Annotated in this window: 19 protein-coding genes and 4 pseudogenes; 7 read left to right on the top strand and 16 right to left on the bottom strand. The window is 72.1% G+C overall.

Annotated elements, in window-relative coordinates:
* Positions 1–135: 135 nt before the first annotated feature.
* Together ABD832_RS38125 and ABD832_RS38120 are read right to left on the bottom strand one after the other, a co-directional pair.
* Positions 136–309: a hypothetical protein gene (locus ABD832_RS38125; RefSeq protein ID WP_344906328.1), complete on the bottom strand. Its 174-nt coding sequence runs from the start codon at positions 307–309 to the stop codon at positions 136–138.
* Positions 310–394: 85 nt separating this feature from the next.
* Entirely contained in the window at positions 395–760 is a 366-nt protein-coding gene (locus ABD832_RS38120; protein ID WP_344906327.1) for a hypothetical protein, read from the bottom strand.
* Positions 761–1929: 1169 nt separating this feature from the next.
* Between ABD832_RS38120 and ABD832_RS38115 the strand changes: the two genes are divergently transcribed.
* Positions 1930–2349 carry a hypothetical protein gene (locus ABD832_RS38115; protein ID WP_344906326.1) on the top strand — a complete coding sequence of 140 codons (420 nt, stop codon included), beginning with the start codon at positions 1930–1932 and terminating at the stop codon, positions 2347–2349.
* A gap of 204 nt (positions 2350–2553) precedes the next feature.
* Positions 2554–3343 (top strand): annotated as a pseudogene (locus tag ABD832_RS38110) (wax ester/triacylglycerol synthase domain-containing protein).
* 2365 nt (positions 3344–5708) lie between these two features.
* On the opposite strand, the gene ABD832_RS38105 reads toward ABD832_RS38110, so the two are convergent.
* The 3 genes from ABD832_RS38105 to ABD832_RS38100 form a co-directional block, all read right to left on the bottom strand.
* Positions 5709–6086 (bottom strand): DUF4031 domain-containing protein, encoded by a 378-nt coding sequence (locus tag ABD832_RS38105; protein ID WP_425582736.1) that lies wholly within the window; start codon positions 6084–6086, stop codon positions 5709–5711.
* A complete protein-coding gene (locus tag ABD832_RS42460) occupies positions 6001–6438 on the bottom strand; it encodes a hypothetical protein (RefSeq protein ID WP_425582735.1) in 438 nt (145 codons plus the stop codon). The genes ABD832_RS38105 and ABD832_RS42460 overlap by 86 nt, the downstream gene beginning before the upstream one ends.
* 609 nt (positions 6439–7047) lie before the next feature.
* Positions 7048–7329 carry a hypothetical protein gene (locus ABD832_RS38100; RefSeq protein WP_344906324.1) on the bottom strand — a complete coding sequence of 94 codons (282 nt, stop codon included), beginning with the start codon at positions 7327–7329 and terminating at the stop codon, positions 7048–7050.
* 933 nt (positions 7330–8262) lie between these two features.
* Here ABD832_RS38100 and ABD832_RS38095 point away from each other — a divergent pair.
* Positions 8263–8766 (top strand): hypothetical protein, encoded by a 504-nt coding sequence (locus ABD832_RS38095; RefSeq protein ID WP_344906600.1) that lies wholly within the window; start codon positions 8263–8265, stop codon positions 8764–8766.
* A 115-nt stretch (positions 8767–8881) separates the two neighbouring features.
* A pseudogene (locus tag ABD832_RS38090) lies at positions 8882–9025 on the top strand (GNAT family N-acetyltransferase); the annotation flags it as partial.
* A gap of 195 nt (positions 9026–9220) precedes the next feature.
* Here ABD832_RS38090 and ABD832_RS38085 read toward each other — a convergent pair.
* From ABD832_RS38085 to ABD832_RS38075, 3 genes are all read right to left on the bottom strand, one after another.
* Complete coding sequence (locus ABD832_RS38085; RefSeq protein ID WP_344906597.1) at positions 9221–9448, bottom strand: hypothetical protein; 228 nt, start codon at positions 9446–9448, stop codon at positions 9221–9223.
* A 139-nt stretch (positions 9449–9587) separates the two neighbouring features.
* The gene (locus tag ABD832_RS38080) at positions 9588–10220 is read right to left on the bottom strand and encodes an MFS transporter (RefSeq protein ID WP_344906322.1); all 633 of its coding nucleotides are present in this window, start codon (positions 10218–10220) and stop codon (positions 9588–9590) included.
* A gap of 58 nt (positions 10221–10278) precedes the next feature.
* On the bottom strand, positions 10279–10602 hold the full coding sequence (locus ABD832_RS38075; RefSeq protein WP_344906320.1) for an MFS transporter: 324 nt from the start codon (positions 10600–10602) through the stop codon (positions 10279–10281).
* 413 nt (positions 10603–11015) lie between these two features.
* On the opposite strand from ABD832_RS38075, the gene ABD832_RS38065 reads away from it, so the two are divergent.
* Positions 11016–11612 carry an MmyB family transcriptional regulator gene (locus tag ABD832_RS38065; protein ID WP_344906318.1) on the top strand — a complete coding sequence of 199 codons (597 nt, stop codon included), beginning with the start codon at positions 11016–11018 and terminating at the stop codon, positions 11610–11612.
* A 267-nt stretch (positions 11613–11879) separates the two neighbouring features.
* On the opposite strand, the gene ABD832_RS38060 is transcribed toward ABD832_RS38065, so the two are convergent.
* The 5 genes from ABD832_RS38060 to ABD832_RS38040 all read right to left on the bottom strand — a co-directional run bounded on the left by ABD832_RS38060 (position 11880) and on the right by ABD832_RS38040 (position 17541).
* Entirely contained in the window at positions 11880–12635 is a 756-nt protein-coding gene (locus ABD832_RS38060; protein WP_344906315.1) for a hypothetical protein, read from the bottom strand.
* Positions 12636–12999: 364 nt separating this feature from the next.
* The gene (locus ABD832_RS38055) at positions 13000–14469 is read right to left on the bottom strand and encodes a hypothetical protein (RefSeq protein WP_344906294.1); all 1470 of its coding nucleotides are present in this window, start codon (positions 14467–14469) and stop codon (positions 13000–13002) included.
* A gap of 13 nt (positions 14470–14482) precedes the next feature.
* Positions 14483–15610, bottom strand: a complete 1128-nt coding sequence (locus ABD832_RS38050) for a hypothetical protein (protein ID WP_344906297.1) — start codon at positions 15608–15610, stop codon at positions 14483–14485.
* A 28-nt stretch (positions 15611–15638) separates the two neighbouring features.
* Positions 15639–16424, bottom strand: a complete 786-nt coding sequence (locus ABD832_RS38045) for a hypothetical protein (protein WP_344906300.1) — start codon at positions 16422–16424, stop codon at positions 15639–15641.
* 103 nt (positions 16425–16527) lie between these two features.
* Positions 16528–17541 (bottom strand): ATP-binding domain-containing protein, encoded by a 1014-nt coding sequence (locus ABD832_RS38040; RefSeq protein ID WP_344906312.1) that lies wholly within the window; start codon positions 17539–17541, stop codon positions 16528–16530.
* Between the two features lie 1212 nt (positions 17542–18753).
* On the opposite strand from ABD832_RS38040, the gene ABD832_RS38035 reads away from it, so the two are divergent.
* Both ABD832_RS38035 and ABD832_RS38030 read left to right on the top strand, forming a co-directional pair.
* Positions 18754–19056 (top strand): TetR/AcrR family transcriptional regulator, encoded by a 303-nt coding sequence (locus ABD832_RS38035; protein ID WP_344906309.1) that lies wholly within the window; start codon positions 18754–18756, stop codon positions 19054–19056.
* Complete coding sequence (locus ABD832_RS38030; protein ID WP_344906306.1) at positions 19053–19358, top strand: hypothetical protein; 306 nt, start codon at positions 19053–19055, stop codon at positions 19356–19358. The genes ABD832_RS38035 and ABD832_RS38030 overlap by 4 nt, the downstream gene beginning before the upstream one ends.
* 105 nt (positions 19359–19463) lie before the next feature.
* On the opposite strand, the gene ABD832_RS42455 is transcribed toward ABD832_RS38030, so the two are convergent.
* From ABD832_RS42455 to ABD832_RS42445, 3 genes and pseudogenes are all read right to left on the bottom strand, one after another.
* A complete protein-coding gene (locus ABD832_RS42455; RefSeq protein WP_425582733.1) occupies positions 19464–19970 on the bottom strand; it encodes an NADP(+)-dependent, decarboxylating phosphogluconate dehydrogenase in 507 nt (168 codons plus the stop codon).
* An 88-nt stretch (positions 19971–20058) separates the two neighbouring features.
* Positions 20059–20316, bottom strand: a pseudogene (locus tag ABD832_RS42450) (NADP-dependent phosphogluconate dehydrogenase); the annotation flags it as partial.
* 118 nt (positions 20317–20434) lie between these two features.
* Positions 20435–20857, bottom strand: a pseudogene (locus tag ABD832_RS42445) (NAD(P)-binding domain-containing protein); the annotation flags it as partial.
* Positions 20858–21781 lie beyond the last annotated feature (924 nt).

Raw genomic sequence — 21781 nt, 5'->3', positions numbered from 1 at the left:
CGCGTCCAGCGCCGAGCCAGTGCCCGGGCGTTGGCCAGGCAGCCGGTCGGCGCGTAACCGGAGACCCCCGGGCGGCGTGCTCGGCGGCGACGACGGCAGGCGGCGCCAGGCGGGAGGCGTCGTATGTTGGCGTGTTCAGGCCGGGTAGCGACGCTCCGACACCCGGCGGGCGAGCTCCTCGTCGCGGGTCCACCACGGCCCGCGCCCGGAGGACGCGAAGGAGGTGTAGGTGGACTTGGTCAGCAGTAGGTGCGCGCCCTCGCCCAACTGGACACTGGAACCCTGGCCGCCCGCGATCAGCCCCGCCACGTGCGAGTGCGTCGCTACACCACCATCGCGCGCCGACCTCGTACAGGCCGCGCGCACCCGCGCGCACGTCGTACGGAACACAGCATCAGCCCCGTCCGAGCCCACCAGCGCGGGCCGGTGCTCGCGCAGGAAGGCCCGGGAGGGCGTCGTGGTCGACGTCGAGCCGCGCGGCGTCGTAGGGCAGGTCGGCGACCTGCAGCCCCCGGATGCCGGCCACGGCCCGCGCGTTGCGGGCGCCGTGGCCCACCGGCTCCCTCGGGCGGCACCGCGATCGTGTCGCCCGGGGCGGTGAACGCGCTGTAGCAGTCCAGACTTGGCCAGCGTGCCGCTCTGCATGCCGCACCTCGGCGAACGCGCCGCCCATCAGCGCGGCGACCTGGAGCGGGACGAGCACCTCCAGCACGTCAAGCTCGTCCAGGCCGGTCTGGTACGTTGTCGCCGGCCAGCCCATCGAGGGACGGCATCCCATGGATAATCTCGTGGCCGCCCTGGCCCGCTCGCTCATCGTGTTGTGCCCGCGTACAGACCACGCCGTCCTCGTCGAGGCGGCCCCGGTGCTCGGCCAGCACCGCGTCGCCACCGGGTCACCGCGTCCAGGCCCCAGCCGGACACCTCCGACTCCAGCTCGGTCAGGCGCAGCTGTGCCCGGGGCGGGGCCCACGGGGCGACGCGGCTGCGCATCTCCAAGAACGTCCTTCCGCCGATCGCGGACGGCTTGACGAGACGCGCGCCCGGACTGTGACTACTGTGACGCTACGACGCGCGCGGTGGCCCGTCATCGTTCCGCCGGTGGAGACCTTCCTACATATGTAGGATCGGACGGTGATCGCGGGATGATGTCAGGAACTGCTGGAGTCGCTGGCCGCGGCGGTTGGGCGGGCATGTTCCGTGGACGACACTGAGGGCCGGGTCGTGGCCCACAGCGCCCACCACGGCGACGCCGACCCTGTCAGGGCCACGCCATCCTGTCGCGGTCGGTCCGGCGGAGGTGACCGCCTGGCAGGAGGCGCACGGGTGTGAGCACGGGCCAGGGAGCCGGTCCCGGGTCCCCGACGACGCCACGCGCTCAGTGCATGGTACGGCCGTCTCGCGTGCCGCTGCTGCACCAGGACCGCAGGGTCGGCTACCTGTGGATCATCGAGGGGGCCGGCCCGCTGAGCCCGCAGGAGCGGCAGTGGCCGTGCGCGACGCCGCCGCGATCGCCGCGCCCCTGCTCGACGACGGCGGCAGCTCGCACACCCTGGCCACCTGCTCACCGGCAGACATCGTGTGGCGGCGCGCGCGGCCGGCGTGCTCGGCGAGGGACCGTTTGCGCGTCCATCGCGCTCCGGTGGAACCGTGCCGGGGTGCGCGAGGCGGTCGCGCGGAACTGGCCAGGACGCTGCGCCCCCGGCCTCACGATGCTGGACCGGCACGCCGTGCTGCTGGCTCAACCGCAGGTGAGGACGCGGTGCGCTGGGTGAGCGGCGGGTCGCGCGGACACGGTGCGGGCGCCGGGGTCAGCGCCGTGCACCCGGGGCTGGAGTCGGCCGTACGTGGCGCCCCGCGAGGCGCTCGTCGCGGCCAGGGCGGCGGCGGCCGAGCGAGGCTGGGACCCGTCGCCCGCTGCCGGACCTGGGCGTGTACCGGCTGCTGGCCGAACCGGTCACCGACGCCTCCGGTCAGGCCGGCGGGCCGCTGACGCGCTGCGCGAGCACCCCGGCTCGTCCGTCACCCTGGAGACCTACTGGACAGCGAGGGGACGTCCAGGAGACCGCCCGCTGCTGCCACCTGCACCGCACCAGCCTCTACTACCGGCTCACAGGATCGAGCAGCTGGCCGACCGCGACCTCAAGAACGGACCCACAGGTTAGAACTCCATCTCGCGCTGAAGCTCGACGCTGGAACGCGGTGTACGGCGGGACGAACCGAGCCCAGCTCTCCCGGTGGTCGCAGTTGATCAGTGAGATCATGACCGTTCTCGTCGTGTTCGCTCTCATCCCGCTGTCACTGGTCCTGGTGTCGTTGGTCGGCTCGCCGCGCTCGGCGCGCTGGCCCTGACGACCTCACGGGAGCAGGATGGGAGGACGACTTCCCGAGGTAGACGTGCGACAGCTCAACGCGGTGGACACGCAGTTCCTGAATTTCGAGACCTCGACGAACGCTCGCGAACATCGGGGGGCTGGCGATCCTGTCGGGCGGGCTGTCGCGCGGTGACCTGGTGTCGCTGCTGGCCAGGAGGCTGCCCTGGCGGCGCCCTTCCGGATGAGGCTGGTGCCCGTCCCGCTCGGCCTGGACCACCCCTACTGGACCGAGGAGCACGCGGTCGACCTGGACTACCACGTGCGCGAGCTCGCGCTGCCGCGCCCGGCAGCGACGAGCAGCTCGTGGAGCAGGTGGCCAGGCTGCACGCCCGCAGGCTGGACCGGCGGCTGCCGCTGTGGGAGATGTACTGATCCACGGCCTGGCCGGGGACCGCACGGCCCTGTACATGAAGGTGCACGTACCAGCCGCGGTCGACGGCGTCACCGGCGCCGACGTGCTGGCCGTCTGCTGGACACCTCGCCGGAACCGCCCGACCTCGCCGAGCCCGAGTTTCCGACTCCCCGCGCTCCCCGCGCTCCTTGGTGTCCGCAGCGTCCGCGGATCGCGCGGATCCCGCGGAGCCCAGGACTCTGCGGATTCTTCGGGCTCGTGGAGATCGCCGGCCCGCGGAGACGATCGACACCCGGGAGATGCTCGCCAGGGGATCGCCAAGGCCGTCGTCCAACCGGCCAACGGTGCGCTTCCTGGTCAACGCGGTCTCCGCACCTGGACGAGATCCCCCTGGTCTCCCAGATACCCGGGGCCAGGACGATCTCACGGGCCACCCGCACCTGGCCACCGCGGCGCCGGAACCGCCGAGGTGCCCCGAGATGCCGCGCATGCTGTCCCGCCGCACCCCGTTCAGCGGAGGATCAGCGCGCACCGCAGTTCGCCTTCACCACCCTGCCGCTGCAGACACACGTCAACAAGCGCGAGTCTCACCAAGAACGGCCCTCGGTCGTCACCGTGACGCACGTCCGGTGATGAGCCCTGTGCGCGCGTGCGCCTGCGCCAGTGGCTGGCTGCAAGCACGGCTCCCTGCCGCACCAGCCGCCGCGGCTCACGTCGCCGGCAGGTGCCGTCTCAGGTGCTCTGCGCACCCCCGCGGGACCGCGGACGCAACCACGCTTCGTGACCATCATCGACTCACACACATTGGCCACTCCAGGTGGCCGCACGCCGCTCGGATCGCCAGTCCTGCTTATGCGCGGCGTTGCGCGAGACGCGATGCGGCGCTCGATCAAGGACGCGCTCCATCCTCGCTGCTCGTCACGGCCCGCTCGGCCACTGGCAGGAGGACATAGAGCGCACGATGATATGCCGTGACCGCGCTGACCGGCCTGCGCGCGCGCGCCGCCTCATCAACCTCGTCGCCGGAGCCCCGATTCCAACGTCCTGATGATCTACGAACGTCGTTCCGGGCCCAGCAGCCTCCCGCTCTACATCAGCGTGCGCACGGAACCTGCTGGACGCTACCTTATCATCCGGTCCTCGGTGGTGCACCACGACGCCCGCGCGAGAGGCGCCCTGACCATCACGTCTTCTCCTCATCGACGGCTCACTCCAGCCGTCGCACGTGCCGTGAATCAGCACATGCCGGAGATGGTCCCCCGACGTCGTGTGTACCGTCCACCGACTACCTCGGGGAGCCCTCGTTACGAGCTCAAGCTCCTCGTTGAGCAGCAGTGCACAGCCCCAGGGTGCGTCCGTCGACGCAAAGCGCACAGCTGCCGTCTCAGGCCGACGATGCGAGCCTACCTCGTACGCCTGGTTGACCGAAGCGGGATTGTCACGTCGTGCCAGCGGCCTGCCATGATCAGCAGTCATGCCGTGCTCGGAGGTGGAGTCGGAGGAGGCCGGAGGAGGAGGCGCCGTCCACCGACAGTCGAAGCGTTGCCGGACGTCCACCACCTTGATCGATGCAGCGGCTCGCGCGACGGCGCGTGCTGCACCATGTAGTACGTCGCCGGGCGGTGGTGCTGGACCGACGTTGGACCACGCCTCCGAGCAGCACAATCTGAGCTCGAGCAGATCGCTCCTCGCGGATCTGGTGGGATGCACGCCCAGGGCCTGCAGCGAGGCATGGCGCGAGAAGTGCCGTGATGTGACAGGGGAAACACTCGCGGCGTCACGCGCAGACGCACGCGGCGATGTGGCTTCCACGGTCCCTCCTTTCACAGCGCGCGTATGCCAGTAGCCACTTGCACAGCACGTCACCGCCTAATCTGTCGCGGTCCAGGATTCCCCGCAGCGCGTGCCGGTGCGGACGCGACTCGCGACCGCGACGACGATCGCCCAGGTCGGACGGCGCGGAGACACCCCACGCCACCGAGACCGCGCACTGAGACCGCACGCAAAAGCCGGCCCGGTGATACGAGCACGCGAACAGGCACGTCTGCGTGTACGAGGATGTGAGAAGCGGTTCGTCAGCAGTACGAGGACGCGACGACGCCGGGCGCGTACGAGGACGAGCGGAAGCCAAGGAGGGCGATGGAGGAGGCCGCGGAACGGCGGCGGCGCGCCGAACGGGTGGGTTCTCGGCCGCGCCGCCACGACACGCTGCCCCGCACCGTGCGGGATCCGGACGGGTCCAGCCGCCCACCTCGGAGAAGGCGTCTGACTACCCGCGGCTTATGCACGCACAGGCCTTGAGGTCGTCGGCTTTGCGGCCCATGGTGATCACACAGTCGTGTTCGGGCCTCGCACGGAGCAGACCACCGACTCGCGGTCCTCCCACTCTCGCCCCGCGTCTGCCCATGTGTCACGGTCGCGCAGGCTCGGCCAGGATCCGTGACACTTGCGGCCCGCGTCACCACGACCGGCCTCGCATGTCAGCGTCAGCGCGTGTGCAGTAATGGCCCGTCACGGACCGGTTCTTCGCCCGCGTCGAAGAACCCCTTCGCGCAACGCGCATGACGGCCACCCTCGGGCAGCGGTAGCGCAGCAGGTCGGGGCCGATTGGCCGACACAGCCGCCGGATCCTTGTACACCAGCCCGTCGAAGTCGCCGCGGCCGAGCCCTCTGTCGTGCGTGGCGTCATACCGTGCCATCGCGTCTCGGCCGCGCTACCACGTGGTTGAAGGCCTGACCTGACCCCTATCTCGTGGCTCGGAGACGAGCGTGCCGTGCGCCGCCGCCTGCTGCTTGACGGCGCCTTCCACGAGCTCGTCAGCTCGACCGCTCAGATGCCCCGCGGGCCACCATCGGAGGAACGCGATCAGTTTCGCACCCGCCTTCAGCACTGTCGTCCCCACTCTGTGACCCGTGCACCCCGGTGACCTGCTCCTCACCCGCGGCCTGATGGCCCGAGACGCCGGATCTATAGCGGCCGGCTGTCAGGGCTGCGTCCCGACACGGCGCCTACATGCGGAGACCGCGCCCCGGGGTACAGCCGGGCGACGAGCTCGCGGGAGGCACCTCCTCAGGGGCGCCGAGTCGCCACGGCGCCGCGCGCCTAGCACGGTCCTCGGGGACGTCGTAGTGGTCGCGTCGAGCGCCCGGCGCGGCACGCCGAGCGTCTCGGCGACAGGCGCATGCAGCTCCTCCACCGAGGTGTCGCTGACCAGATGAGACCAGAGCCAGCCCCCGGCGTACCCCGGCCACTGCGGGCGGGTTCGATGAGGACGCTCACCGCCCTGACGAGGTGCGAGCGCGCCCCACCTCCCAGGGCGGCACGGCCTCCACCTCGTCGTCGCGAGCGTCTCGTCGCGCATCACGAACCAGGCGGAGTGCAGGACGAACAGGGCCATCCTGTTCCGCAGCCGGGTGGTGGGAGGTCGTCCGGATCGACCAGGAAGTCGACCAGCTGGAAATGTGCTCCCGGCCTCTCCATGATCGGGTTGTTCTTGAGCGAGGTCTGGTTGCGCTCGAGAACCGGATGATCTGGCGGTGCCTGCCCTGCTTCAGGTCCGGGAGTAGCGCGGACCAGCTCCGCCGGTCTCCTCGGTGCGCGGCTGCTCCTCGGCCGGAGACGAGCTCGCCGATCGTGCGCGACCTGTCCTCGGCCAGGCTGAGGACGATGTCGTCCTTGGTCTTGAAGTGGTAGTAGAGAGCCGCCTTGGTCACGCCCAGGGCCTCGCGATCTCGCGCAGCGAGGTGGCCTCGTAGCCCTGTTCGATGAAGAACGTCGGGCGGTCTCCTGAGCGTGTCCGCGTGTCGGGGTGTTCCCTCATGGCTCCCTTTACCGATGAATCACTTGACGGCCGCAAGTAAGGCGCTACTTCCCCATATATCCGACGCTAGCCGGTCGCAGTAAGCATTTCCCAGGGGCGTGGAATGAAGGAGACCGCGGCCGCACCGGGGCGGCGCCGCGAGGTCATGGTAGTGCTGCCGGGCTCATGCTCGCGATAGTCTGCCATGCTCGACAACTGATCGTCGGAACCGCGATGCCGCGCATCGTCGGCGAGCTCGGCGGCCTGACCCACCTGTCGTGGGGTGTGACCGCCTACGTGCTCGGCACCACCGTCTCGACCCCCATCTGGGCAAGATCGGCGACCTGTACGGAGGAAGAACATCTTCCTCGCCTCCATCGTCCTCTTCATGCTCGGCTCCGCGCTCTGCGGGATGGCGGCTCGGACCTGCTCGCGGCGTCCCTCGGACGGCCATGGCCCAGCTCATCGCGTTCCGCGCGCTGCAGGGGCTGGGCCGGCGGCCTGATGGTCAACGCCATGGCGATCATCGGCCATGCCGTCCCGCCCCCCGAGCGCGGCCAGTACAGGGCATCATGGCCGCCGTGATGTCCTTGCCATGATCGCCGGACCGCTCGTCGTCGGCGGGTTCATCACCGACCACCTGAACTGCGCTGGGCCTTCTACGTGAACCTTGCCCCTCGGCTTCGTCGCGCTGGCCATGCTGGCCGTCACGCTGAAGCTGCCCAGGCTGCGCACCGAGCACCGCATCGACTGGCTCGGCGCGGTCCTGCTCTCGATCGGCATCACCGCGCTGGTCCTCATCCACCTGGGGCGGCAACGATTATGCCTGGGCTCGCCGCAGATCCTCGGCCTGGCGGCGCTCGCCGTGGTCACGCTGGCCCTGTTCGTCCCGGTGGAGCGCCGCGCCGCGAGCCCATCCTGCCGCTGCACGTCTTCCGCGCCGAACTTCAGCCTTGATCTCGGCGTTGGGGTTCCTGCTCGGTCGCATGTTCGGCGCGATCAACTTCCTGCCGCTCTTCCAGCAGAACCGTCCAGGCGCCACGGCCACCAACTCCGGCCTGCTGCTGCTGCCCATGATGGGCGCCTCCATGGTGGTCTCCCTCTTCGTCGGCGCGCCATCACCAGGACCGGCGGTACAAGATCTACCCCGTTCCTCGGTGGCGCGATCATGGCCGTGGATGTGGCTGCTCTCCCTGGATGGACGTGCACACCCGCGCCTGGCAGACCGGTTGTTCATCGGCGTCCTCGGCCTCGGCATGGGCTTTTTGATGCAGATCACCATGCTCATCGCCCAGAACAGCGTCGAGCAGAAGGACCTCGCGTGGCCAGCAGCGCCTCCACCTTCTTCCGCTCCATCGGCGGCTCGTTCGGCGTCTCGCTGTTCGCGCGGTCTTCAACAACGAGCTCACCGCCGTCTGCAGAGCAGGCTGGGTGCGGCGGGCAGAAGCTCGCCTCCGCGGGGCCCAGTTCGACCCGCGCCTGCACCGGCTTCCCGGCAACGTTGCGGGCCGCTTCCTGGAGTCCCTGGCCGTCTCCATCTCCGAGGTCTTCGGTGGGCGATCCTGTTCGCCGTGCTGGTGCCCGCTGGCGGCCTTCATCAAGGATCCCGCTGCGCGGCGGGCCCCGGGGACGCCGCCGAGTCGAGGAGCAGCCGGTCCGGCCCTGGACTGACGCCCCGGCCGTGCCCGGCGCCAAGTCCGGGCCCAGTGTTGTCAAGTCGCCCCCGCACGATGGGCACATGACGACGAGCATCCCCGCCGGTACGTCACCCGGGCGGCCCGGGGCCGACGACGCCCCCCGCATCCACGAGCTGATCTCGCTCTGCGACGTCCAGGTGATCGGCAAGGCGGACATGACCCTCGACGACGTGGCCGACCAGATCAACGACCCCTCCTTCGACCTCGGGACCGACGGCCTGCTGGTCCACGACACGACCGGACGCCTGACGGCTGGGCCTGGGCGTGGCGCAAGGGCACCGGCGACACGTCGACATCGACGTCGTCGTGCACCCCGCCACGCCCGAGCTGACCGGCCCGCTCTGGGACACCGTGATCGAGCGGGCGGGATCACCGCCGGTCTCGGCCACGACCGTGCCGTGGTGGGACATCGCCCTGTACCGCGAGGACGGCGAGCAAGCGACGCGCTCGCCGCGGCCCGGGGCTTCGGCGCCGCCACCACCTTCGTCGGCTGCGGGCCGACCACACCGGGCCGGTCGGCCACCCCGCACTCCCCGCGGGCGTGACCGTGCACGACGGGCTCACCGAGGAGGTGCGCCGCCAGGCCCACGCCGTGGAGCAGGCCGGTTTCGCCGAGCACTTCGGGTTCGCCCCAAGGGCTACGACGAGTGGTACGACGAGCTGGCCTCCTCCGCGAGCACCGACTGGTCGCAGCTCGCGCTCGCCCGCCTGGACGGCGAGCCGGTGGCGATGCTGCTGGGCACCGACGCCTTCCTCGGCGACGAGAACTGCGGCTACGTGCGCCGCCTGGCCGTGGCGCCCGCGTTCCGGGGCCGGGGCCTGGGCCGGTTCATGCTGCGCAGGGCCTTCGCCGAGGACGCCGGCCGCGGCGGGCCGGCACCTACCTGCACGTCGACGCCAACAACGGCACGCCCGCGCTCGGCCTCTACCTGTCGGTGGGCATGCGCCAGGTGCTGGCCATCGACGTCTGGCGGCGCACGGTCTGACGTCCCCCCGTCGTCACGGTGTCGCGGGCCGGGGGTCTCGGCGCCGCAGCAGCGGCAGCGCGCACGCCCCGGTGAGCAGGATCGTCCCGGTCAGGGCCAGGCAGGTGGCCGCCACCGACCCCGAGCCCAGATAGAGCGTCCCGAACGTGGCGACCCCGACCACCTGGCCGAGCTGGGTCATCATGACGAACAGGCCGCTGACGTCCGGGGCGTCCTCGGGGGCGGCGTGCGCCAGCCCCACCGACAGCGTCGGCTGAACGCCCCGCCCAGACCCACCCCGATCACCACGAACGCCGCCGCCAGCAGCGGCCGGTTCCCCGCGGTGAGCGCCGGCGACAGCAGCAGGTAGCCGAGCCCGGCCACGCCGAGTGAGACGACGATCATCCAGCGGTGCAGGCGTGCGGGACACGGCGCCAGCCGAGGCTGACGACGGTGAACCCCACTGCGGCCGGCACGAACGTCAGGCCCGCCGCCAGCGGGTCGTCACCCAGCGGTCCCTGCAGGTGCAGGGCGCAGGCGAGCAGGAACCCGCCGTAGGTCGTCATCGTCCCGAAGACCACCAACGCCGACGGCACCGTCCCCGGCGCCCGCAGCACCCGTACCGGCACCAGCGGGGCGGCGACCCTGCGCTCGACCAGGACGAACACGCCCGCCATCACCGCGCTCGCCACCAGGGCGGCCAGGCTCCACAGCGGCCAGCCCCGCTCGTGGCCCAGCACCAGGGGGACCACCAGCAGGCCGACCGCCGCCGAGAGCGTGACCAGGCCCGGCAGGTCGAGCGCGCGGTGCCGCGACGGGCCCCCGGCGGGCAGCAGCCGCGCCCCCAGCACGAGCAGGACCACGCCGATCGGCACGTTCACCAGGAACACCGGCCGCCACGAGGAGCCGAACAGGTCCGCAGAGACCAGCACGCCGCCCAGCACCTGACCGGCCACGGCGGCCCCGGAGACCACCGCGGCGTACAGGCCGAGCGCGCGGGCCCTGGCCGCGCCCGCGAAGCTCGTCTGGATCATGCTCAGCACTGGGGCACCATCAGGGCGGCCCCCGCGCCCTGCAGGAACCGGAAGGCGATCAGCTGCCCGGCCGACACGGCCAGCCGCAGGCCAGGGAGGCCGCGGTGAATCCCGCCAGGCCGTACAGGAACAGGCGGCGCCCGCCGTGGCGGCCGCCCAGCCGGGCACCGGTGACCAGGAGCATGGCGTAGGCGATGGTGTAGCCGGAAACGATCATCTGCAGGCCCGACCCCGACGTGCCGAGGTCGGAGCGGATCACGGGGGAGGCGACGTTGACGATGGAGACGTCCAGGACGGCCATGAACTGCCCGGCCAGGATCACCGTCAGCGGCCAGGGGGAGGAGGTACGGGCGGCCGGGGCCGGAGCCGATGTCACGGTCATGGCAAGGAGCCTGTGGACCGGGCCGGTACGGGTGACGAGAGCCCGCTCATCTGGTATCGACGGCACCTGGCAACCGGATCGCCCGTCGGCCACCATGGGGGGATGACCGTCACCGCACCGGGTACCGGGAGGGGAGCCGGGTCGGCCACCCGCCGCGCCGAGCTGGCGGCGTTCCTGCGCAACCGCCGCGAGCGCATCTCCCCCGAGGCCGCGGGACTGCCCCCGGGGTCGCGCCGGCGCACCCCCCGGGCTGCGGCGCGAGGAGGTCGCCCTGCTCGCCGGGGTCGGCGTCACGTGGTACACGTGGCTGGAGCAGGGGCGGCCGATCAACGCCAGCGTGCAGGTCCTCGACGCGATCTCCCGCACCCTGGAGCTCGACAGGCCGAGCGCGAGCACCTCTACCGCTCGCCGACGTGCCCGCCGTGTCCGAGGGCGACGCCTCCCGCGGACGGCTCGCCCCGGAGATCCAGGTGATCCTCGACCGGCTCGACCCGATCCCCGCGGCCGTCTACAACGGCCGCTACGACCTGCTGGCCTGGAACGCGGCCTACGGTTCCCTGTTCCCGAACGTGGTCGCCCAGCCGGTCGCGACCCGCAACGTGCTCTGGCAGATCTTCGCCATGCAGGAGTGCTGCAGCCAGATCGCCAACCGGGCCGAGGAGGTGGCCCAGATGGTCGCCGTCCTGCGCGCCGGGTTCGGGCGGCACCTGGGCGAGCCCGCCTGGACCGGGTTCGTCCGCGCCCTGTCGGCCGCCAGCCCGGAGTTCGCGAGCATGTGGGCGGCCCACGACGTGGCCAGGCCGGGAAGCCAGATGAAGATCTTCCACCATTTCTCCGGCGGGCAGGTCCGTACCGTCTCGACCAGCATGACGCTGCCGTCGCCGCCGGAGACCAGGATGGTCGTCTACACGCCCGCGGACGAGGAGAGCCGCGAGCGCATCGAGTGGATCAGGGCCAACCCCGAGGCCCCCGCGACCGCGCACATGCACCCGGTGACCGTCACGGGCTGACCGCGCCCGGGGGATCGCTCCGGCCGGCGGCCCGGTCACGAGATCGAGGCCACCGCTCCGGACACGGGCCCGGGACGGCCGCCCCGTCAGCGGTCCGGCCGTACCCGGTGCTTGGACAGGTGGGCCAGCACCGCCTGGTTGGCCTCCCAGCCGTCCGGAACTTCACCGGCACGCCGAGCTGGACCGGTTCGGCCGACGGGTGGGCGTCCAGCAGCTCGGGGATGCCCGCCCTGGCCACCACCACGCAGGCGTGGCGATGCCGGGAGGTCAGCACGCACAGCCGCCCGACTCCAGGTGGAACGCGGTGGCGTCACGCCGCCCGGAGAGCGGGTGCAGCACGATCGTCACGTCGTACTCCCGGCCCTGCAGCCGGTTGGCGGTGTCCACGGTGATCTCCGGCGGCACCCCGGCGGCCCTGATCGCGGCCACCTGGTCGCGGTGCGCGGCGCCGACGGCGATCCGGCCCGCGGTCACCGGATGGGCGCCCCGCTCGGAGTACGCGACCGGGCCGCGCTGCAGCAGCCGCACCGCAAGCTCAGCGGTCGCCGTACGGCCTCGGCGTCGGTGCCGCACGGTGTGGCGGCTCGGCAGCTCGTACAGCGCCCAGCCCGACGCGGCCGCCTCCTCCAGCGCCCGGTCCTGGCAGGTGCGCATGCCGTCCACGGTGAACTCCAGCCTCCGGTCGGCGTGACCGGTCCCGGCACGGAAGCCGGTGAACGGGTAGAACGCCTCGGAGATCACCGGTGCCGCCGAGGCGGGCAGCCGCCAGGAGACCGGCAGCCGGTGCACCGGCAGGTCGGGGTTGTGCCGCAGCAGCACCGCGACCGCGCTCTGCACCGGGTCCCACGACAGGCCCGCCCAGCGGTCGCCGTCCACGATGGAGAACGGGTCGAGCTGGCCGGGGTCGCCGACGAACAGCGACCGCTCGAACAGCGAGGCGATGCGCAGCAGCTTGTCCGACCGCATCTGGTACGCCTCGTCCACGATGGCCAGGGCCAGGTGCGGTCGCCGACCCAGGCCCACTTGTCGGCGGTGGCGATCACCACCGCGGGGTCCCCGAGGTCGGGCAGCTTGCCCGCGACCGAGACGTTGGGGTGGGCGAGGATGCGTCCGGGCGTGATGTAGCCGCTCGCCGACAGGCGGCCGATCGGCAGGTCGGGATGCTCTGTCGCGAGCCGTTCCACCAGGTCGTCGACCTGCTCGTTGGTCTGGGCGACGATCATCAGCGGCTCGCCGGTCTCGGCGATGTGCCCCGCGGCCTTCACCACCAGCGTGGACTTGCCCGCGCCCGGCGGGGAGTCCACCACCACGCCGCGGTGGCGGGGCAGGTCGGCCAGGACGGCGTCCACCACGGCGGCCGCCTCCTGCCGCGGCGTCGGGCGGGCGCTCACAGCCACTCCTCCTGCGCGTCGTCGTCGCTCGGGACGTACTCCTGCGGGGGGCCGCCGTGGGTCCACGGCGTCCGCTCGGGATCGGGCAGCGCCGCCGACGACTGGAAGTCGTCGGTCAGCGAGGTGTACGAGACCCGCTCGCCCGGCTCGGGCACCGACCCGGGGACCGGTGTCTTCCCCCGCCCCATGCCCTTGACGATCTTCAAGGTGATCTCCCCGTCCGCGATCCCGACGATCTCGGCGGCGTGCCCGCGGCGGTCGGGGCTGCCGACCACGGTGCCGGGCGTGAGCCGTACCGGATCGCCGGTCCGGACCGTGACCAGCGGCCGGAGCTTGCGCGAGCGGCCCTCGCCCTCGCTGTGCTCGGGGTCGGCGGACGTCACCGTCCCGGCGAACGCCTCACCGGTCAGCCGGTACTCGGCCATCAGCAGCGGATCGTCGTGGGCCCGCTGCACGTCGTAGCCGGCCCGCGCCCGCTCCAGCCCGGCCAGCCGGGCCGCCGCGCCGACCGCCCCGTCCCTGCGCGCCTGCGGCGGCCCGCCCTCTGCGACCCGCTCGGTGAACCGGGTGAACGACCCGCGGTCGAACTCCCAGCGGTCCTTCACCCGCGCTCCCTCGGGCAGGGAGCGCAACAGCTCCACCGCCCGCCACATCAGCCGCCAGGTGGGGTCGAGCTGGGTGCGCAGCGCCTGGCTCACCCGGTCCACGGCACGGTCGGTCGGCGCCTCCTCGTAGGCGCGGATCGCGGGACCGAGCACCTCGTTGTCGAAACCCGGGTCGGTGGCCGGACCGGCCGGGGGCCACAGCAGCGGATCCTCGGCCTCCTCGGCGGCCTGGCGCCCGGAGGTGCCTGGCGGGGGATCGATCCATCCCATCAGCGCCGCGAGGTTGGCGTCCTCCAGGCCGCTCTGCCCGGTGGCCCAGTGCAGGCTCAGCGCCTCGGTCGCCACGAGCAGCATCGACGAGCCGGGCTGCTGCGACCGGTCGGCGAAGTAGGTCAGCCACCGGCCGAGCAGCGGCACCGACGGGTGGACCGGGTAGGGGCCGTCGGCCCGGCGGAACCGGGTGGAGCGGCCCAGCAGCCCGACGAACGAGGCCGCCGACCGGTTCGGCACCAGGATCTGCGGCGCGTCCAGGCACCGCTCGTACGGCTCGCCGCTCCTGCGCTCGACCGTCTCGGTGCTCTTGGCGAACCCCTCGACGTACGGCAGCAGCACCTCGGCCAGCCCGGCGGCGAAGGCGAACCGCAGGTCCCGGTTGCGCGGCTGGGGCACGACGAGCAACCGGGGATGGCCCGGGTCGGTGCCCACCATCGCGGCCAGCGGCGCGGCGGCCTCGCCCGCGAGCTTGAGCGGGATGAGCACCATCGGCTGGGCGGAGACGTGGCAGTGCCGGACCGTGGTGATCCGCTGCGCGACACCGTCCCGGATCGCCCGCAGCTGCGCCAGCGCCGTCAGCGCGCTCATCCGCGGACCGCCCTCACCGCAGCGACTCCTCGCGCAACCGGTTCGCCAGCCGCAGCAGGCGGGCGATCTCCTCCTGGCCCTCGGCGGGCTCGCGGGTGCCCTCGGCCAGGCCGAGCGCCTCGTCCACCCCGGAGACGCCGCCCAGCTGGTCGCGGACCTGACGTCCCAGCAGGTCGGTGGACCCGCAGGCGCGTGCCTCGTGACGGCAGAACATGCACATGTCGCAGGTGGACAGGCAGTCCGGGGCGTACCGGGCCGGCACCCGCATCAGCGCCTGGGCCAGCTCGTCGGCCGAGCGGGTCGGCACGCCGTCCTCGCCGGGGGCCAGGTCGAAGGTGACGTCGGCGGGCAGGCCCTGGAGCAGCTGCTCGATCCTGGTCATCCGGGTGAGCTGGCGGTTGAGCACCGAGAGCTGCTTGCGCACGTCGACCAGGGCGGCCGTCGGGCGGTTGGCGAAGTTCTCCGGGCAGACCAGGACCACGTCGTGGGAGACCCGCAGCGGGTCGTGCCCGAGATCGGCCATGAGCGTGCGCAGCGCCAGCACGTACACCGCCGCCTGCCGGGCCGCCGCCGCCACCTTGTCCGGCTCGGCCTGCCCGTCGATCATGCCGAACGACTTGATCTCCACGATGTGGAAGCGCCCGCCGATCTGGAAGGCGACCACGTCGGGCTCCAGGTAGGAGGTGTGCCCGGCGATCTCCAGGCTGAGCAGCGGGTGGTCGTAGAAGACCGCGGAGCCGTCGTCCTGGCGTGCCGCGCGGTCGATCAGCGCCCGCGTGTGGGAGTGGCGCAGGTGGGAGCCGACGCTCTCCACGTCCTGGTAGCCGACCTGCTCGACGGGCAGGTCCAGCAGCTCGCGCAGCAGCCGGAGCAGCTCGGCGCAGCCGTTCTCCTTCACCAGGGCCTCGAACACGTTCCCGCGGGTGATCGCGAACTGCGACTGGCCGAACGGCGCGGGGAAGCCGACGTGCCGGGCCGTGAGGTCCTTGTCCACGCCGGCGGCGTCCATCACCGCCCGGCGGGTGCAGCCGGGGTTGGCGGCCAGCGCGGCGATGGCCCGCGCGTCGTGCGGGCGCGCGGGCACCGGCCCGCGCAGCTCGTCGAGCCTGATCACGACGGCTCTGTCCCGGACCGTGCTCACGAGCCGGTCCTTCCGTCCAGCCTGGTCTTCATAAGGCCCCCCTCACGGCGTTCATCGCGGTGACGCCGAACAGGCGCTCCGCGTCCGGTAGTTGCCTCGTGGCCCGCGCGGCCACCTCGGCCCGCTGCGCGGCGTCGGTGGCGCGGTGCACCTCCAGCTCGGCCCGTGCCGCGCGGATCGCGGTCGCGGGACTGGCCGGGGCGAACCCCTCGACGGCGCCCGGGATGTTCTGCGCCATCCGCGACAGCAGCCGCACCGCGCCCGCGGGCGGTTCCGCCAGCCGCGTCAGGTGCTCGGCGATGCGCATGGTCGAGACGAGGAAGTCGACGCGCGGGCTCAGCGGCCCGAGGACCCGCCGCTCGGGCGGCCACGTGCTGTCGGCCAGCAGCCCCCGGGCCGGGGAGAGGCGGTCCGTCAGCGCGGCGCACAGGTAGTACGGCCTGGCGTACGGGTCCCCCCGGAAGGAGCGCTCCTCGTCGCGGCGCAGGCTCGTCAGCTGGGAGCCGCGCAGCTCGCGGGAGAAGAACGCGTCGTTCACCGCCACGATCAGCTTGGCCGGCGTCGGCACGCCCAGCATGGCCAGCGCCTGGTGGACCTGCTCCCTGATGGGGAGCAGCGAGGCCCCGGACTCGCGCGGGGCGGGCGCCGGGACCGGGGTCTCGACGGCCACCGCCGCGTCCCAGGCCTGCTCGGCCCGGCGCAGGTCCCCGCGAAGCGTCCTGGCGAGCGAGTTCTCCCTCGCCTTGACCGCCCGCCGCACCTCGGCGCGGAGGTCGGCTATTCGCCGTTCCAGCGCGTCCAGTGAATCACTCACGGCCCGGAGCGTAACAGGAGTTCCTCCTGTCTCCCGTGAATTCCAGCCATTTCCAGCATTAGGTGTGTCGGATTAAAGACGAATAATCGGGCGAAAGGAACATTTAATACGAAAGATCACTGCCGATGTCGGCGGGCTCCGGGAACCAGGACGGGAGCGGGCGGGTGTGCACCACGTCCAGCCGCGACACCGCGCGGGTCAGGGCGACGTAGAGCAGGTGGGGACCCCGCGTCCCGGTCTCCGCGATCCGCGCCGGCTCGACCACCACCACGTGGTCGTACTCCAGACCCTTGGCCATCGAGACGGGCACGGCGGTGACGCGGCCAGCGCAGGTGCCGTCGCCCAGCGGGGAGACCTCGACGCCCCCGGCGTCCAGCGCGGCCGTCAGCGCGTCCAGCGCGGCGTCGGCGGCGATCACCGCGACCGAGCCCTCGTGGCCGAGCGCGGCGCGTACCGCGGCCACCGTGCCCTCGCCCGGATCGGACACCCGCCGGACGGCCAGGTGGCCGTCCGTGCGGAACGAGCGGGTCCCGGGCACGTCCACGGCCAGCTCCTCCAGCAGCCGGTTGGCGACCGCCACCACGGCCGCGGGCACCCGGAAGCCCGTGGTCAGGGCGATCAGCTCCGCCTCGGGCCTGCCCAGGTGGGCGAGCTGGTCCCGCCAGGCGCGGGCCGCCCACGGCGTGGTGCCCTGCGCCAGGTCGCCGAGCACGGTGATCGAGCCGTGCTCGCTCCTGCGCGCGATCGCCCGGCACTGCATCGGGGAGAGGTCCTGGGCCTCGTCGACGATGACGTGACCGTGGCCCCCGCGGGCGCTCCAGCAGCCCGGAGATCTCGTCGAGCAGCACCATGTCGGCCCGCCGACCACCTCGCGCTCCTGAACGAGCGCGGGGGCCGGTCCCACAGCAGCGCGGCCCGCTCGGCGGGGGGACAGGACGCCGTCCGCGGCCTCGTCCAGCACCGCAGGGTCGCCGAGGACCTCCGCCAGCACCTCCTCCGGCCGGACGACCGGCCAGACCGCGTCGACGTACCCGGTGACCGCCCTGGCCGTCCTGCGTGCCCAGGCCGCGTTCACGTTCTGCCCGCGCGCCTCGGCCTGCCGCAGCAGCAGGGCCACGACCCCGCGAGAGCACGCGCTCGCGGCCCACCCCGTACGAGGTCGTCTCCCGCAGCGCGCCGGTCACGACGAGGCGGAACTCCTCGGCCCCGATCCGCCACCGGTAGGAGCCGTCGGGGACGGCGATCCCGTCCGCCGGCCGCGTCACCCGCCGGTACAGCGCCCGGCGCAGCACGTGCGCCATCCGGGCGTCGTGCTTGACGACCGCGGTCTGCTCGGGGTCCTCGGCCCGCAGCGGCCCGCGTGCCAGCAGGCCGTCCACGGTGGTCTGCTCGACGTCGACCTCGCCCAGCGCCGGGAGCACGGCCGCGATGTACCCCAGAAAGACCCGGTTGGGGCCGAGGATCAGCACGCCCGCGCGCGAGAGCCGCTGCCGGTGGGTGTAGAGCAGATAGGCGGCCCGGTGCAGCCCCACCGCGGTCTTGCCGGTGCCGGGCGCCCCCTGGACGCAGATCGACTCCTCCAGGCCGGCGCGGACCAGCTCGTCCTGCTCGGGCTGGATGGTGGGCCACGATGTCGCGCATCGGCCCGACCCGGGGCCGTTCGATCTCGGCTGCCACGATCCGGCTCGCCACCCCCGCCGTCGCTCCCGCCTCCTCCCCGGATCCCTCCCCGGGGCCCTGGCCGTCATCGAGGAGCTCGTCCTCGAAGCCGGTCAGCGCCACCGGGTCCCGGGACCAGCCGAAACGACGCCGTACGGACACCCCGCGCGGGTCGCGGGCGCTCGCCCGGTAGAACGCGGTGGAGACCGGGGCACGCCAGTCGATCACCATCGGCTGCCGTCCGGGACCACCGGAGACGTGGCCGCGGCCGATGTAGTAGCGCTGCCCGCCGTGCTCGGCGGAGGCGGGGCCGAAGTCCAGGCGGCCGAAGAACGGCGGGCCGTCCGGTCGTTCCTCCAGCTCCTTGGCCTGGCTCCTGAGGTCGTAGCCCAGCCTCTCGGCGCTGTAGCGGTCGCCCGCGACCCGCTCGCCGACGACGACGTTCAACCGTGCCCCGTCGATCATCCGGCGGACGGCCGCCTCGCACTCCGCCAGGTAGGCCCGCTCGACGTCGAGTCCGTCGCCGAGTCCGTCGCCGAGTCCACCGTCGATTTCCCTGTCGAGTCGGTCGTCGGGCCCGCCGGGTCCGGCACCGGTCATCACGCATCACCCCTAAGTGTTAACTCGGTAAATATATTAACCGAGTTAACCGCCTGTTAGGCTGGAACGCGTGACAGGGCTTCGTGAACGCAAGAGACGGCAGGTCCGCGAGACGATCTCGGCGACGGCCGTCTCGCTCTTCCTGGAGCGGGGGTTCGACGAGGTGTCGGTCGCGGAGGTCGCGGCGGCGGCTGAGGTCTCCAAGCCGACGCTGTTCAAGTACTTCCCGACCAAGGAGGACCTCGTCCTGCACCGCATCTCCGACCATCAGGGCGAGGCCGCCCGGGTCGTGCGGAACGGAGACCGGGCCAGGCGCCGCTGGAGGCGCTGCACCGGCACTTCCTGGCCGGTCTGGAACGGCGGGACCCCGTGACGGGGCTCAACGACCATCCCGAGGTGCTCGGCTACCACCGGATGGTCTTCACCACGCCCGCCCTGGCGGCGCGGGTCTTCCGGTACATGGCCCTGGACGAGGAGGCGCTCGCCGTGGCGCTCACCGAGGTCACCGACGACCTCACCGCCCGGCTCGTCGCCGGGCAGGTGCTGACCGTGCAGCGGGTGCTGGCCCGGCGCAACTGGCAGGTGCTGGTGGAGGGGGAGACGGCCGAGCGGGCCCATCCCGCGGCCGTCGCCGCCGCCGACCACGCCTTCGCCCTGCTCCCGGCGATCGGCTGACCACCCGGCCCGGCCCGGCCCGGCCCGGCCCGGCCGGGGCGGTGGCGGGCGGCGGCGCGTCCCCCGTGGGGGCGGGCGGCCCGTACGCGCCGCCCGCCGTGGTGCTCAGCCCGCGACCTCGGTGCGGTCGGCCGACCACAGGGTGTGGAAGGAGCCCTCGCGGTCCACCCGCTGGTAGGTGTGCGCGCCGAAGAAGTCGCGCTGCCCCTGGATCAGGGCCGCGGGCAGCCGCTCGGCGCGCAGCCCGTCGTAGTAGGCCAGCGCGGTCGCGAAACCGGGGGCCGGGATGCCCAGCTCCGCGGCCTTGGACACCACCCGCCGCCAGGAGTCCTGCGCCAGGGTCAGCGCGTCGGCGAAGTAGGGGGCGGCGAGCAGGGTGACCGGCTTCTCCTCCGCCTCGTACGCCTCGCGGATGCGGTCCAGGAAGACGGCGCGGATGATGCAGCCGCCCCGCCAGATCGTGGCCAGCGCGCCGAGGTCGAGGTCCCACGCGTACTCGGTGCTGCCGGCCCGGAGCTGGTCGAAGCCCTGGGCGTAGGCGACGATCTTCGAGGCGTACAGCGCCCGCCGCACGTCCTCGGCGAAGTCCTCGCCGAGGGTCCCGGCCGGCACGCCCGAGGGGCCGGGCAGGCCGCGCGCGGCGGCCCCGCAGGTCCGCGTGCCCCGACAGGGAGCGCGCGAACACCGCCTCGGCGATGCCGCTCACCGGGACGCCCAGGTCAAGCGCGATCTGCACCGTCCAGCGGCCGGTGCCCTTCTGCTCGGCCCGGTCGGCGATCACGTCGACCAGCGGCGTACCGGTGACCGCGTCGACCTGGCGGAGCACCTCCGCGGTGATCTCGATCAGGTACGAGGACAGCTCGCCCTCGTTCCACTCGGCGAAGATGTCCGCCAGCTCCGCCGGGGTCCGGCCGAGCCCCTGCCTGAGCAGGTCGTAGGCCTCGGCGATGAGCTGCATGTCGGCGTACTCGATGCCGTTGTGGCACCATCTTCACGTAGTGCCCGGCCCCGTCGGGGCCGATGTGCGTGCAGCAGGGCACACCGTCCACCTTGGCCGCGATGTCCTCCAGCAGCGGACCCAGCGCCTGGTACGACTCCTTCGAGCCGCCGGGCATGATGCTCGGCCCGAGCAGCGCGCCCTCCTCCCCGCCGGAGACCCCCGCCCCGACGAAGTGCAGGCCACGCGCGCGCAGGTCGGCCTCACGCCGGCGGGTGTCGGCGAAATGGGCGTTGCCGCCGTCCACCAGCATGTCGCCCGGCTCCAGCAGGGGGGCGAACTCCTCGATCACCGCGTCGGTCGGCGCCCCCGCCTTGACCATGATCAGAATGCGGCGCGGGCGCTCCAGTGCCGCGACCAGCTCCTCCGGGGTGTCACAGGGGACGAAGGTGCCCTCGTCACCGTGCTCCTCGATCAGTGCCTTCGTCCTGTACTGGGAGCGGTTGTGCACCGCCACCGCATGTCCGTGCCTGGCCAGGTTGCGGGCGAGGTTCGCCCCCATGACGGCCAGCCCTGTCACACCGATCTGTGCCTGCGTCATTGAAAACCTCCAGCTCGGAGAAACCGGTCTCGTGACGCGGAAAGCAGAACACGGCGGAATGCCGTGGGTGAATTCATCGAAAACCTGAGCGAAAGTTAGATTCTGCTGGACGTCAGCCATCTGTGCCAATGACCGTTACACGGAACGCAACTCTCGTACGCGGGGGCGGTTATAATAGCGCGGCGTGTGATTTCTCCGTTCACATTAACAACAACTCACTGTTTGGAAGGAAAAAAGGGGGATGGGGTAAAAATTTAGTAGAAGAATGATGCACCGCTCTTTATGAATAGCCCGTTCTTGTGGTTCCGCGTAGGTCATGGAACATTTGTGACGTCCGGAATCATTCGCCGTCAGGGTTTTCGATTGTAGTTTCCCCCACGGGCATTTCGCCGTGTTTCTGCTTCTGTCACGATAACCGTTTTTTCGCGTTTTCCGAGCTTGGGATGGGGGTTTTCAATGGAACGCAAGGTCATCAGATCGGTGGTGACATGGCCCTGAGTGCCGTCATGGGGGCGAACCTAGCCCGCAACACCACTGCCCAGTGCACGGACATGCGGGTGGCGGTGCACAACCGCCTCCCGTACAGGATCGAAGGCACTGATGCGAGGAGCACTGGTGACGATGGCACCTTCGTCCCCTGTGACACCGGCCGGAGGTCTGGTCGCGGCCTGGGCGCCCGCGCGGCCGATTCTGATTCATGGTCAGGCGGGGGCGCCGACCGACGGTGATCGAGGGTTCGCGCCGCCCTGCTGGAGCCTGGATGGCGCATGCTTGTTGGTACGGCGGGCAACGCCCTTTCGCCGACACCCGCCGGCGTTGAGGGCCGACCTGCGCGCGCGTGGCCTGCATCTTCGTCGGGGGGGGGGTCTCCGGCGGGGAGGGGTG

The organism is Streptosporangium longisporum (assembly GCF_039534895.1).
Lineage (GTDB): Bacteria > Actinomycetota > Actinomycetes > Streptosporangiales > Streptosporangiaceae > Streptosporangium > Streptosporangium longisporum.
The sequence above is the reverse complement of the archived record's forward strand: the minus strand, read 5'-3'. Positions and strand labels throughout refer to the sequence as shown.

Coding starts and splice junctions, on each gene's coding strand:
- ABD832_RS38105 (WP_425582736.1), bottom strand. CDS start 6,086: ATGCGCGACGAGACGCTCGCGACGACGAGGTGGAGGCCGTGCCGCCCT.
- ABD832_RS38095 (WP_344906600.1), top strand. CDS start 8,263: ATGACGACGAGCATCCCCGCCGGTACGTCACCCGGGCGGCCCGGGGCC.
- ABD832_RS38080 (WP_344906322.1), bottom strand. CDS start 10,220: ATGATCCAGACGAGCTTCGCGGGCGCGGCCAGGGCCCGCGCGCTCGGC.
- ABD832_RS38120 (WP_344906327.1), bottom strand. CDS start 760: ATGGGCTGGCCGGCGACAACGTACCAGACCGGCCTGGACGAGCTTGAC.
- ABD832_RS38055 (WP_344906294.1), bottom strand. CDS start 14,469: ATGAGCGCGCTGACGGCGCTGGCGCAGCTGCGGGCGATCCGGGACGGT.
- ABD832_RS38075 (WP_344906320.1), bottom strand. CDS start 10,602: ATGACCGTGACATCGGCTCCGGCCCCGGCCGCCCGTACCTCCTCCCCC.